Source organism: Vreelandella zhuhanensis (assembly GCF_009793355.1).
In the GTDB taxonomy this organism is placed as follows: Bacteria; Pseudomonadota; Gammaproteobacteria; order Pseudomonadales; family Halomonadaceae; genus Vreelandella; species Vreelandella zhuhanensis.
Map to the genome: position 1 here is coordinate 346820 of NZ_WTKP01000002.1, position 12843 is coordinate 359662.

Genomic DNA, 12843 nt, shown 5'->3' on the forward strand with positions numbered 1-12843 from the left:
ATGGTAAAATCCCTCAATTAACGATGCGGGAACCCCACATGCTCCCCTTTGCTGGAAAGCGCATCCTGCTCGGCGTGAGCGCCGGCATTGCCGCTTACAAAAGCGCGCTGATCATTCGCCTGCTCAAGCAGGCGGGTATGGAGGTGCGCGTGGTCATGACCGACGGTGCCCAGGCATTTATTACCCCCTTGACGCTGCAAGCCCTTTCCGGCGAGCCGGTGCGCACCTCACTGCTCGATCCCAACGCCGAGGCCGGCATGGGCCATATCGAACTCGCCCGCTGGGCCGACTTGATCTTGATCGCTCCGGGCACCGCCGACTTGATGGCCCGCCTGGCCCATGGCATGGCGGATGACTTGCTCACCACCCTGTGCCTGGCCAGTGAAGCCCCAAGGCTGATGGCCCCGGCAATGAACCAGGCCATGTGGCGCCACCCGGCGACCCAGCGCAACCTTGAGCAGCTTTCCCGCGATGGCTGGCAATGGGTTGGCCCCGATGCAGGGGACCAGGCCTGCGGCGATACCGGCCCCGGGCGCATGAGCGAGCCGGAAGCCGTGGCCGAGGCCGTGTTCAATATCTTTCGCCCCACCCAATCGAGTCGTTCGCGTCACATCGTGATCACCGCCGGCCCCACCCGTGAAGCCCTGGACCCGGTGCGCTACTTATCCAATCACAGCTCCGGGAAGATGGGCTATGCCCTGGCTGGCGCAGCCGCCAGAACCGGCGCCCGGGTCAGCCTGATCAGCGGGCCGGTCAACCTGCCCACCCCTGCCGGGGTGGAGCGCATCGATGTGGACAGCGCCGCCCAAATGCATTCTGCCGCCCAGCGGCTCGCTCAGGGTGCAGATATCTTCATCGGCTGCGCCGCAGTGGTGGATTTTCGCGTTGAAATGCCCGCCGAGCACAAGATAAAAAAACGCCAGAACGAAGACAGCTTGACGCTCATCCTGGTGAAAAATCCTGACATCATCGCGGATATCGCCGCCCTGCCCACCGCCTCACGCCCACTGGTAGTCGGCTTTGCTGCAGAAACTCAGGATGTTGAACACTACGCGCGCGACAAGCTGGCTCGCAAGGGACTGGACATGATTGTGGCCAATGATGTGTCCCAGGCGGGGGGTGTCTTCGGCAGCGATGACAACGCCGCCTGGCTGCTGTGGAAGACACCCGATGGCCAAGCCAGCGAAGCGCTACCATCGCAACCCAAGACACGACTCGCCAGCGATATTATCCAGCGCGCCCTGAATCTGCTAGCTTTTGGAGAGACCCCATGACTGCCTCGGCTTCAGCGCCACGCCTGCAACTCAAACTGCTTGATGAACGCATGCGTGAGTATCTGCCGCATTACGCGACCCAAGGCTCGGCAGGCATGGACCTTCGCGCCCTGCTCGATGCCCCGCTGACGCTTGCTCCGGGGCAGTGCGAGCTGGTTCGCACGGGCCTGGCCATTCATATTGCCGACCCCGCTCTTGCCGGCATGATCCTGCCACGCTCCGGCCTGGGGCATAAACACGGCATCGTGCTGGGCAACCTGGTGGGGTTGATCGACTCCGACTACCAAGGCGAGCTGATGATTTCAGTGTGGAACCGGGGCACGCAAGCCTTCACGCTGGAGCCTTTCGAACGGTTGGCGCAGTACGTGCTTGTGCCCGTGGTGCAAGCCAAGCTTGAACTGGTGGACATGTTCACCGACAGCCTTCGCGGCAGCAGCGGCTTCGGTAGCACCGGCTCTCACTGAGGTATTTGCCAATAGCTTTTTTGCCAAGAGCGTTACCAAGGGCTTTACCAAGGGCTTTGCTCAGCCCTTTTCACTGACACATTCTGCAGGGACGATCATGAATTCCAACTTCGAAAACCCGGTACCCGCTTCCATTTTTCGTGCCTACGATATTCGCGGTATCGTGGACGACACCCTGACCGAAGCCAACGTCGAACTGATCGGCCGCGCCATCGGCAGTGAAGCCGCCGCTCGTGGTGAATCCACCGTCGTCGTCGCCCGTGACGGCCGTCTTTCCGGACCGCGGCTGCAGGCCGCCTTGATGCGCGGGCTCAACGCCGCCGGGCGGGATGTGGTGGATATCGGCATGGTGCCCACCCCGGTGCTTTACTTCGCCACCCATGTTCTCGAGGGCACCTCCTCCGGTGTCATGGTCACCGGCAGCCACAACCCACCAGACTATAACGGTTTCAAGATCGTGCTGAAGGAAGAAACGCTTTCCGGCGAAGCGATTACCGCCCTTCATCAGCGCCTGCAGGACAACCAGCTCGAAAGCGGCCAGGGCAGCATACGCCAGGAAGACCTGCGTTCAGCCTATCTCGATCGCATCCTGGGTGATGTGGTGGTCTCGCGCCCGCTCAAGGCCGTGGTGGATTGCGGCAACGGCGTTGCCGGGGAACTCGGCCCGCAGTTGATCGAAAAACTCGGTGTGGAGACGGTTCCCCTGTTCGCCGAGATCGATGGCAACTTTCCCAATCACCACCCCGACCCCGGCAAGCTGGAAAACCTCCAGGATCTGATCAAAAGCGTTGCCGACACCAATGCCGACATCGGCCTGGCATTCGATGGCGACGGCGACCGCCTGGGGGTGATCACCCCCAAGGGCCGGTTAATCTATCCGGATCATCTGCTGATGGTATTCGCCGCCGACATGCTCGAGCGCAACCCGGGCGCCAAGGTGATTTTCGACGTCAAATGCACCGGCAACCTGACCCGCGTGATCAGCGATGCCGGGGGCGAGCCGGAAATGTGGCGCACCGGGCATTCCCTGATCAAGGCTCGCATGAAGGAAACCGGCGCCGCGCTTGCCGGCGAAATGAGCGGCCACATCTTCTTCAAGGAGCGCTGGTATGGCTTCGATGACGGCCTCTATGCGGCCGTGCGGCTACTCGAAATACTGGCCAAGCAGGACCTCGATGCCGACACCTTCTTCGACAGCTTCCCTCAGGACGTAGGCACCCCGGAAATCAACATCGAGGTCACCGACGAGAACAAATTCGACATCGTGGCTCGACTTGCTCGCGAAGGCGACTTCGGCCAAGGTGTCAAAACCACCCTGGACGGTATTCGAGTGGATTACCCGGATGGCTGGGGTCTGTGCCGCGCCTCCAACACCACGCCCATGCTGGTGCTGCGCTTCGAAGGCAAGGACGATACCGCCTTGGCACGTATTCGCGAGCAATTCGCCCAAGCACTCAAGCAGGCAGCACCGGAACTGGAAATACCTCTCTGAGTGAAAACTGTAGCAAGGGAAACCCGATGAACCCAACCAGCCGCGACCCTCGTGTCGTCGTGGAGGTGCTTTCCGAAGCCCTTCCCTATATCCAGCAGTTCTCCGGCAAGACCGTCGTGGTCAAGTACGGCGGCAATGCCATGACCGAAGACACTCTGATTGACTCCTTCGCTCGCAACATCGTGCTGATGAAGGAAGTCGGCATCAATCCGGTGGTGGTACACGGCGGCGGCCCTCAGATCGGAGAGTTGCTGAAGAAACTCAATATCGAGTCGCGCTTCGTCAACGGCATGCGCGTCACCGATGCCGAAACCATGGACGTTGTAGAGATGGTGCTCGGCGGGCTGGTCAACAAGAGTATCGTCAACCTGATCAATCAGAGCGGCGGCAAAGCCATCGGTTTGACCGGCAAGGACGGCGCTCAGATCCGTGCTCGCCAGCTCCAGGTGGAACACCAGAGCCCGGAAATGACCGCCCCCGAGATCATCGATATCGGCCATGTCGGCGAGGTCGAACACATCTCCACCGAACTGATCGAAATGCTCGCCGCGCGGGACTTTATTCCGGTGATCGCCCCCATAGGCGTGGACGAGAAAGGCCGCAGCTACAACATCAATGCTGATTTGGTCGCCGGAAAGATAGCCGAGGCGCTGGGCGCAGAAAAACTCATGCTGTTGACCAACGTTGCCGGCCTGATGAACGCTGAAGGTGAGGTATTGACCGGGCTTTCCACCGCTCAGGTGGATGATCTGATCGCTGACGGCACCATCCACGGCGGCATGCTGCCCAAGATTCGCTGCGCCCTCGATGCGGTCAAAGGCGGGGTCAAGAGTGCTCATATCATCGACGGGCGCGTGGCTCATGCCGTCTTGCTGGAGATCTTCACCAATGCCGGGGTCGGCACCTTGATCACCGATACCGACTAACCGCAAACGAGACTGAAAAACCCGCTTCCCCGGCCAAGGCCGAAGAAGCGGGTATATTTCAACCTAAAGCCGTTATGCTGCCATGGTATCGCCCATCTTTTGACGAATCTTCTTCATCGCATTCTTTTCCAGCTGACGAATCCGCTCGGCACTGACCCCGTAGATATCCGCCAGGTCATGCAAGGTCGCCTTGTCTTCGCTCAACCAGCGACGCTGAAGAATATCCTGCGAACGCTCGTCCAAGGTCTCCAGCGCCAGCTGCAAGCGGCGCGTGGCATCACCGGCAAAGTCGCTGTCTTCAATCTTGGTAGCCGGATCGGAGGCGGCATCATCCAGATAATGCGCCGGCGACTGATAAACGCTGTCTTCATCGTCGCTGGGTGAGGCATCGAAGCCAGCGTCATAGGCCGAGAGACGCCCTTCCATGTCGCGCACCACTTCCGGCTTGACGTCAAGATCCTTGGCGATGGCCTCGACTTCACTGTTGTTCAGCCATGCCAGGCGTTTTTTCGCGCCGCGCAGATTGAAGAACAGTTTACGCTGAGCCTTGGTGGTGGCGATCTTGACGATACGCCAGTTACGCAGCACGAATTCGTGGATTTCCGCCTTGATCCAGTGCACCGCGAAGGACACCAGCCGAACGCCCTGGTTGGGGTCGAAACGCTTGACGGCTTTCATCAAGCCCACATTACCTTCCTGGATCAGGTCTGCCTGGGGCAGGCCGTAGCCGGAATAGCTGCGTGCGACATGCACCACAAACCGCAGATGCGACAATACCAGACGACGCGCCGCTTCCAAATCGCTTTCATCGTATAAGCGAAAGGCCAGCTCGCGCTCTTCATCAGCGCTAAGCACTGGAATTCCGTTCACGGCCTGGATGTAGCCGCCCAAGTCATGCCCCGGAGAAATCTGGCCTATCGGTAGAAGACTTTTACTCATGTGACGTTTTGTCTCCCTATAAACCTGTTCCATAATATATTTGACCACGAATCAAGCATTGCGATCACTTAAACTGACCCTGCATCTATCTATTTCTGACACTCGATACCATTTTATGCCACTCGATACCGCTGGCTCTGATTACCGATGACAATCGCTGCCCTGCTGGCATTCCTACTGAAATCAACACGACTTGAAATCCAGACATGGACATCACCAGGATGCCTTGCACTAACGCGACCGGATACTCGACAGATGTCGCCCTACCGCAAGCCAAGCGCCCAACCAGCCAAGCAGTGTACTGCAAGATAGCAGAATTGTAGAGCCTGCCAAGTCAAGCTGAGGCAAGCTGAAGCTAGCGCCGTAACTGGCAGCTAGCGCACTCACCGGCAGCGACAGCCAGTGATTGCCCAACGTCAAAAGCCCCAGCGCCAGCAGCCCGCCTCCCACGCCGTACCAGGCACCGCTATACAGAAAAGGACGCCGTACGAAAGCATGGGTGGCGCCGATCAGCATTACCACCTCGATTTCCCGGCGCCGGCTCTCCACCGCCAGACGGATGGTATTGCCCACCACCAGCAACACGCCCAGCCCGAACAGCACCGCCAACGCCAACGCCAAGCGCCGCCCCAATTCTGCAAGATGGCGCAATCGTTCGATCCAGGCAAGGTCCAGGCGTACGTCATCCACGCCGTTCAACTCGCTCAGTACCTGCGAAAGCCGCTGCATCGCCGCCGGCTCGGGTGATGCCGGATGCACGACGATACTTGCCGGTAGAGGATTATCGGCAAGCCCCACCAAGGCGTCATCCAGCCCCAAGGCTTGCTGGAATTCAGCCATCCCTTCTTCCGCACTGATCAAGCGGGTAGCGGCTACCTCGGGTTGCGCCTGGACCGCTTGTTCGATGCGATTTGCCTGCATCTCGTCCACTTCCTGGGCCAGGTAAACGGTGAGGGTGGCACTCTCTTCCAGCTCGGCATCCAACAGCCGCGCGCTGTCCAGCGTCAGCCACAGGGCCGCGGGCAACACCAAGGCGATAGCGATTGCCAGCATTGTCAGAAGGTTACCCAGTGGGTGACGTACCAGCCGCCAGGCGCTGTCCACCAACATGACGCGATGATGTCTCGCCCAGGCACGCAAACGACTGGATAAGCGGGTCTTGTGGCTCCGGGCTCCGCGCTGGGAAGGAGGTATTTGGGTCATGTAGCCCTCTCATCCGCGACCAGGCGGCCGTCGCGCAGGCGCAGGGTGCGATGGCGCAGCCGAGCAATCAATGCCAGGTCGTGACTGGCAATCATCAAGGTCGTGCCGATGCGATTGAAATCCTCGAACAGGGCCATGATATCGGCGGAAAGCTGGGGGTCCAAGTTACCGGTTGGTTCATCGGCAAGCAGTAATGCCGGCTTGTTGACCACTGCGCGAGCAATGCCGATTCGCTGCTGTTCACCGCCGGAAAGCTCGATGGGCAGGGCTTTCTCGCGGTGCAAGAGCCCTACCTTGTCCAGTGCCGCCCGTACCCGACGTGCCGACTCGCGTGGCTCTACGCCCTGAATTTCCAGAGGCAGTGCCACGTTATGAAAGACACTGCGATCGAACAACAACTGGTGGTCCTGAAACACCACCCCGATCTGGCGTCGATAAAAAGGCACTTGGCTGGCATGCAGCCGGGCAATATCATGTCCCGCCACCATCACGCGCCCGCGGCTGGGCTGCTCCAGGCGCATGATCAGGCGCAATAGTGAGCTTTTACCGGCCCCCGAATGGCCGGTAAAAAACACCATTTCACCACGCGCCACACCAAAGTCGATATTGGCCAGGGCTTCGAAACGCCCGCCGTAACGCTTGCCCACGTGTTCGAACGCAATCATGCGTTAGTATCGCCTCGCTGCCGGCCATCCTTGTCGAGCGAGTCTTTCTCGAGCGGGTCTTTGGAAAACAAGGCCTCGACGAAATCCCGCGCCGCGAATGGCCGCAGATCATCCAGACCTTCGCCGACGCCAATAAAGCGAATCGGCATGTTGAGCTGTTTGGCCAAGGCGAAGATAATCCCGCCCTTGGCGGTACCATCGAGCTTGGTCAGGGTAATCCCGGTGACCGGCACCGCTTCATTGAAGGTGCTGGCTTGAGAAATCGCGTTCTGGCCAGTGCCGGCATCCAGCACCAGCATGACTTCATGCGGCGCTTTTGGATCCAGCTTGCCCATGACGCGATGGACTTTTTTCAACTCTTCCATCAGATGGCCCTTGTTGTGCAACCGGCCAGCAGTATCGGCGATCAATACATCCACGCCCCGCGAGGTGGCGGCAGCCACGGCATCGTAGATCACCGAGGCGCTATCCGCCCCGGTATGCTGAGCGATCACCGGTACTTTATTGCGCTCGCCCCACACCTTGAGCTGTTCGACGGCGGCGGCACGGAAGGTATCCCCGGCCGCCAGCATGACGCTCTTGCCTTCACGCTGAAAACGCTGGGTCAGCTTACCGATGGTGGTGGTCTTGCCCACCCCATTGACGCCCACCACCAGAATCACGAAAGGCCCCGGACCTTGCTTGGTAAGTTCAAGCGGTACGGCAACGGGTGCCAACATCGCTTCCAGTTCTTCCTGGAGCGCACGATAAAGCGCCTCGGGCTCGTTGAGTTCCTTGCGTGAGACACGCGCAGTCAGGCTATCGATGATATCGCTGGTCGCCTCGATACCGACATCCGCCATCAGCAGTTGCGTCTCGAGGTCCTCCATCAACTCATCGTCAATCTGCTTCTTGCCCAGAAACAGACCCGCCAGGCCTTCCGTAAAATTGGCGCGGGTCTTGCCTAGCCCGGACTTGATGCGTGCAAACCAACCCTTCTTTTCCGCTACCGGTTTTTCCTGCAATGCCGGTTTGGCCGGTTCAGCCTCAGGCGCGGGGGCAGGTTTTATTTCGGGTTCGGGTTCAGGCTCGGGCACCTTTTCCGGCAGCGGCACTTCCACCTTCGCGGGTGGCGATGGTTCATGCGAGGGCTCAAGAGAGGTCTGCGTCTCCTCGGCAGGCGCTTTTTCCGGCTGTTCACCGGTTTCGTCGCGTTGCTGTTTTACTTCACGCTCTGCTTGCTGAGCGTTTTCCTTGGACTTGGCGTCCTCGTCCTGCTTCTTCTTGCGCTTGAAAAAACCGAGCATCTAGGGAATCCCACTTCAAGGAGTGAACATTTGCTCCATCCTACCATTGCCCATCGAGACTTTGGACAATCAGACCGCTACAATCCCCGCCATGAGACCAAAACGCTCCCCTTCCAAAAATTCCTCTCGTCCGTCGCGAGACCCTCGCGCCAGCGCACCCGACAAGAGTGGGAAATTGCGCATCATCGGCGGAAAATTTCGTCGCCGCCAATTACCGGTGCTGGAAAGCCCGGGGCTGCGCCCCACGCCGGACCGCGTGCGGGAAACACTGTTCAACTGGCTGGCGGCATATGTGGAAGGCGCCCAGGTGCTGGATTTGTTCGCCGGCACCGGTGCACTGGGTATTGAAGCGCTATCGCGTGGGGCGACAAGCGCCTGTCTGGTGGAGCGCGATTCGAAAGTGGCTGCGCAATTGAGTCATAACCTGGCGCTGCTTGAAGTGGAGAACGCCTCGGTGATCAGCCGTGATGTGTCGGCATTTCTCACCACACCCCCCAGCACAGCCTTTTCATTGGTATTCCTTGACCCGCCCTTTCATCAAGCGCTGGTCGAGCCTTGCTGCCAGGCACTGGAAAACGGCTGGCTTACTCCCCAGGCAATGATTTATGTGGAAACCGAGGCCGGCCTGTCACCGCCAGTGCCGAATTGCTGGTCACTGCACCGCGAAACCCGAGCGGGAGAAAGCATTGGCCGTCTTTATCAGCGCCTTTTGTAACATTGGCCAGCTTTTTGTTCCCTTTATCCTCTTGCCGCGCCACGCCCCCGGCGTTACGCTCGCCGCTGTCAATCATTCGGCGAGCGCTACGCACTTGCCTTGGCCCTTTTGGAGGTATCGATGAGTCTGGAACTGTTCAATAAGCTTGAGCAAAAAGTCACTAACGCTGTAGAAGCGTTGGAAATGATGAAAATGGAAAATGACGAGCTGCGTGATGAAAACACCAAGCTCAAGCAGGAACGTGAAGAATGGGAACAGCGCCTGAGTGCCTTGCTGGGCAAGTTCGATAGCATCGACGACCAGAGCTAGGCCCCGAGCTAGAGTAAGTTTGGCGCCATAGGCAAAAGCACCCGCGACATCAATAAGGCATCCTCGCGCCCGGAGCGGCTTGAGTAGTAGCCCTTGCGTCGCCCGTCAAGCTGAAAGCCACAGCGGTGGTAGAGCGTGACAGCCGCTGTGTTGCCGGCCCGGACTTCAAGCAACAGCCGCTCGCTTTGCCACGCCTCCGCGATACTGGCTACCTCTTCCAGCAAGCCTTGCCCCAGCCCTTTGCGCCGATGAAGCGGCGAGACACCCAGCGCCTGAAGCTCGGCATCGAACGGCAGACGCGCCAGCAAGGCGTAACCGCCCAGCTGAGCGCCTTGCCAAACGCCGATCAGCCGGCAGTCAGCGTCGGCCAGTGCCGTGGCCAGCTGATTGGCGCTTGCGCCACTGCCGGCCTCGGCCTCGAGGGCTAGCAACGCCTCCAGGTGTTCGGATGAGAGTTCAATGATCATCCGACTTTTCCCGTGCCGCCTCTTCCCGCGCGTCATCCTCTTTGGCTGCCAGCTGTCGCCAGCGGGTACCAAGTTCGACCAGCTCAGGCCACAAGGCTCGCTTGGCCCCGGCACTTTCAAGTAGCTGTAAAAGGCTCGGCGCCTGCCACACGGGTAAACCTAACGCCTGGCTTTGCACCTGCCCCTGGGCGCTGCTAGCGATATCCAGCACTTCTGCCAAGGTGGCGTGTGTTTCATCGTCTGATGACGACCCACTCCACCACAACACTTGGTTCAATGACCAACCATGGCGCGCGGCGCAACCGGCGATATAAGCCTCCAAGCCCTCACGGGCTTCTTCCAGGGGGTCATCCGCAGGCAGTCCTTCCACCATCGGCCAGTAAAAGGTTTCGATGACCAGCGGCGTGGCTAGCTGAATCCCCGCCGCCTTCAGCATGGCGCTCAGCAGGCGCTGCTCTTCCGTGCTTATCTCACCCGACTGAAGGCTCAGCCAGCGCCCCTCCAGGCAGATCAACGACAGCTGAAAGCGCAGCGGCTGGGCCGGGTCTTGCACGGCTTTCACGCTATCAGCGGCGGGCACTTGTTCCAAGACCGGCGGCTTCTCGCCAGTGGGTGCGCCGGCATCTCCCAGCAACGCCCGCACGTCCCCCAGCTTTACGGGGTTGTCCGTTTTCTTCTGGACAGATGCTTGCTCTTCCTGGCGACTAGAGGCCGTTTGCTGCGCTTCATCGAGCAGAGCATGCAGCTTGGCGCTGGCGTGCTGCGTCTCGAGCTCGGGCGCTTCCCACTCACAGGCGGGAGTGGGCCGGGCATTGGGCAGGCGGTAACGACTGGCCCAGGCGGTAATGCCCATGGCCTGAAGGTATTGCAGACGTTGGACGTCGCCGGTCACTGCCCGCCGCCACGACAATCAGGGGAAGCCGGACGCTCGCCCCCACGCGCCTGCCATTCCAGCGGGGTATAGAGATGCAAGGCCAGGGCGTGCACCGGGCCGGAAAGCTCATCGGCGAGCAAGGCGTACAGCTGCTGATGGCGCTTGACTGGCATCATGCCCTCAAAGCGCTCGCTCACCAAGGTGACCTTGAAGTGCGTTTCAGAATTTTCCGGAACGTTATGCCGATAGCTTTCGTTTTCAACCTGAACATACTCCGGCGCCAGCGCCTGGAGTTTTTCTTCAATCAGTGCCTGCCACTTCATGCCACTTCTCCTATAAAACCAAACCTCAATTATACGCTTTTAGTCAGGACGCGACGATGCCTGACGTTCCAGCATGGCACGCCTGGCCAGGGGCATTCGGGCAAGGCTTGTTCCCAAGGCCAGCAAGGTGGTAAAGGCGCCCAACCAGAGAGTGGCTTGCACCGGTGACCCTGCCGCCAACGCCGCCCCCACCAATGCCACACCCAACGACTGCCCCACCGTACGGGTGGTGCTCATCACGCCGGACACATTGGCACTGCGCTCCGCCGGTAGGCTGGCCATCATTTCGCGATTGTTGGGCGGCTGGAAAAGACCGAAACCCACGCCACACAGGGCCATCCGCCATAACCCTCCCAGCACGCCGGTGGTTTCATCCACCAACGCCAAGGCGACAAACCCCGCGATCAGCAGCAGCAGTCCTGTGCTCGACAACACGCTGGGATTGATACGGTCCGCCAGACGTCCGGCAATCGGCCCGACCAGCATGGTGGCCAGCGGCCAGGGTGTGAACAACCAGGCGGTCTGCAGGGGTGAAAACCCCAATTCCTGTTGATACAGGAACGACAGCGCAACGAAGGCCAACCCTTGACCGACGAAGGCCAGCCCCGAGGTGGAGACCGCCAGGGTGAAGCGGCGCTCGCGAAACACCATCAACGGCAACAGGGGGAAAGGTGCTCGTTTCTGACGCACCACAAACCCCACCCCGGCGGTTAACGACAGCATCGCCCAGCCGCCACTCTGCCAGGGGAGTGCGGTATGCCCCAAGGCATCCATGGCCAGAAAGAAGCTTGCCAACATGCTGATCGACAGCATGGCGCCGAGGAAGTCGAAACTTCCCTGGCGCGGCGTTTCGCGCGGCAAGGCGCGAAAGCCGAAGAACAGGGCGCAGGTGCCCAGAGGCACATTCAAGGCAAATAGCCACGGCCAATCGGCGAAGGAGAGAATCACTCCGCTCAGGGTGGGTCCCGCCGCGTAGCCTCCGGCCACCACCAGGGCGCTCAGGCCCAGGGCGCTACCCAATAGCCGCGAAGGAAAGATCGAGCGATAGATCGACGGCCCAATAGAAAGGGTCGCGGCGGCCCCCAAACCTTGCAGGGCGCGAAACACCAGCAGTGTTTCCAAGCTAGTCGAAAAGGCACTGCCGATGGAGGCCAGCACGAACAACCCGATGCCGAATAGGTACAGGCGGCGCCGCGTGACCAACTCACTGATCGCGGCAAACACCAGCAGGAAAGCGGCGCACGTCACCTGAAAAAGGTTGGTTACCCACACCACTCGGGAGGCGGAAACATTCAGGTCCTGCGCAATGGAAGGCAGCGCCAGGTTGATCATGGTGGTGTCGACCACCGCCATCAAGGTGCCGGTGATCAACGCCAATACCGCCAAGGCCCGTTCATGTCCGGGCAGGCCATCATCACCGGGGCGGGTTTCAAACAATCGCATGCGGATAGGCTTCGTCTAAAACAAGAAACCGGCCGCAGCCGGTTTCTTATGGTTCATCGAGAGCCGGCGCCTGATGCTATTCATTATCCAGCAGCAGCGCATCATCCACTTCGGAAATTTCCAGAGCGGTTTCATCATCCAGATCGATGGCCAGATAGCTGTGTTCCACTTGAAGAAAGCGCTGAAACAGCGACCAATCGAGGCTGTCCGGCCACTGTTCTTCGTCTTCTTCCCAAGCACGCAGCTCGTTTTCCAGGATTTTCGGGTAGCGCTCGCGAACGAAGGTGGCCAGCGCTTCCGGCGTATCCATCTCGGGAATCAGGTAAATCGTGCTTTCACGCTCGACGTCGTCCAATGTCAGGTCGTCGTCTCCCATGGTGGGTTCGAGCGCATTGATCCAGTCTACAAAGTCCTGGGTCGGCCTGACGCTCAGGGCGGAGCGGTTAAGCAGTTTCATGGGAAC

The 12843-nt window shown here is 59.8% G+C and carries 15 protein-coding genes; 6 read left to right on the forward strand and 9 right to left on the reverse strand.

Annotated elements, in window-relative coordinates; genetic code table 11:
• Positions 1-38: 38 nt before the first annotated feature.
• From coaBC to argB, 4 genes are all read left to right on the forward strand, one after another.
• Positions 39-1274, forward strand: coding sequence for a bifunctional phosphopantothenoylcysteine decarboxylase/phosphopantothenate--cysteine ligase CoaBC (gene coaBC, locus GPM19_RS03940; protein ID WP_202114672.1), 1236 nt, complete (start codon positions 39-41; stop codon positions 1272-1274).
• Entirely contained in the window at positions 1271-1738 is a 468-nt protein-coding gene (gene dut, locus GPM19_RS03945; RefSeq protein ID WP_160417560.1) for a dUTP diphosphatase, read from the forward strand. Before coaBC ends, dut begins: the two co-directional genes overlap by 4 nt.
• Before the next feature lie 97 nt (positions 1739-1835).
• Positions 1836-3230: a phosphomannomutase/phosphoglucomutase gene (locus tag GPM19_RS03950; RefSeq protein ID WP_160417561.1), complete on the forward strand. Its 1395-nt coding sequence runs from the start codon at positions 1836-1838 to the stop codon at positions 3228-3230.
• A 26-nt stretch (positions 3231-3256) separates the two neighbouring features.
• Positions 3257-4156, forward strand: coding sequence for an acetylglutamate kinase (gene argB, locus GPM19_RS03955; RefSeq protein ID WP_160417562.1), 900 nt, complete (start codon positions 3257-3259; stop codon positions 4154-4156).
• Between the two features lie 72 nt (positions 4157-4228).
• On the opposite strand, the gene rpoH is transcribed toward argB, so the two are convergent.
• From rpoH to ftsY, 4 genes are all read right to left on the reverse strand, one after another.
• Positions 4229-5095: an RNA polymerase sigma factor RpoH gene (gene rpoH, locus GPM19_RS03960; protein ID WP_160417563.1), complete on the reverse strand. Its 867-nt coding sequence runs from the start codon at positions 5093-5095 to the stop codon at positions 4229-4231.
• Between the two features lie 231 nt (positions 5096-5326).
• Positions 5327-6298, reverse strand: a complete 972-nt coding sequence (ftsX, locus tag GPM19_RS03965) for a permease-like cell division protein FtsX (RefSeq protein ID WP_160417564.1) — start codon at positions 6296-6298, stop codon at positions 5327-5329.
• A complete protein-coding gene (gene ftsE / locus GPM19_RS03970) occupies positions 6295-6963 on the reverse strand; it encodes a cell division ATP-binding protein FtsE (protein WP_160417565.1) in 669 nt (222 codons plus the stop codon). Before ftsE ends, ftsX begins: the two co-directional genes overlap by 4 nt.
• Entirely contained in the window at positions 6960-8249 is a 1290-nt protein-coding gene (gene ftsY / locus GPM19_RS03975) for a signal recognition particle-docking protein FtsY (protein ID WP_160417566.1), read from the reverse strand. The genes ftsE and ftsY overlap by 4 nt, the downstream gene beginning before the upstream one ends.
• Positions 8250-8424: 175 nt before the next feature.
• Between ftsY and rsmD the strand changes: the two genes are divergently transcribed.
• Together rsmD and GPM19_RS03985 are read left to right on the forward strand one after the other, a co-directional pair.
• Positions 8425-8964 carry a 16S rRNA (guanine(966)-N(2))-methyltransferase RsmD gene (rsmD, locus tag GPM19_RS03980; protein ID WP_319928090.1) on the forward strand — a complete coding sequence of 180 codons (540 nt, stop codon included), beginning with the start codon at positions 8425-8427 and terminating at the stop codon, positions 8962-8964.
• Between the two features lie 120 nt (positions 8965-9084).
• On the forward strand, positions 9085-9273 hold the full coding sequence (locus GPM19_RS03985) for a cell division protein ZapB (RefSeq protein ID WP_114485992.1): 189 nt from the start codon (positions 9085-9087) through the stop codon (positions 9271-9273).
• Between the two features lie 8 nt (positions 9274-9281).
• Here GPM19_RS03985 and GPM19_RS03990 read toward each other — a convergent pair whose 3' ends face one another.
• The 5 genes from GPM19_RS03990 to GPM19_RS04010 all read right to left on the reverse strand — a co-directional run bounded on the left by GPM19_RS03990 (position 9282) and on the right by GPM19_RS04010 (position 12837).
• Positions 9282-9740, reverse strand: coding sequence for a GNAT family N-acetyltransferase (locus tag GPM19_RS03990; protein ID WP_160417568.1), 459 nt, complete (start codon positions 9738-9740; stop codon positions 9282-9284).
• Positions 9730-10632, reverse strand: a complete 903-nt coding sequence (locus tag GPM19_RS03995) for a hypothetical protein (RefSeq protein ID WP_202114673.1) — start codon at positions 10630-10632, stop codon at positions 9730-9732. Before GPM19_RS03995 ends, GPM19_RS03990 begins: the two co-directional genes overlap by 11 nt.
• On the reverse strand, positions 10629-10937 hold the full coding sequence (locus tag GPM19_RS04000) for a BolA family protein (RefSeq protein WP_160417569.1): 309 nt from the start codon (positions 10935-10937) through the stop codon (positions 10629-10631). The genes GPM19_RS03995 and GPM19_RS04000 overlap by 4 nt, the downstream gene beginning before the upstream one ends.
• Positions 10938-10976: 39 nt before the next feature.
• On the reverse strand, positions 10977-12380 hold the full coding sequence (locus tag GPM19_RS04005; RefSeq protein WP_160417570.1) for an MFS transporter: 1404 nt from the start codon (positions 12378-12380) through the stop codon (positions 10977-10979).
• Positions 12381-12456: 76 nt separating this feature from the next.
• Positions 12457-12837 (reverse strand): hypothetical protein, encoded by a 381-nt coding sequence (locus tag GPM19_RS04010; protein ID WP_160417571.1) that lies wholly within the window; start codon positions 12835-12837, stop codon positions 12457-12459.
• Positions 12838-12843: the final 6 nt, after the last annotated feature.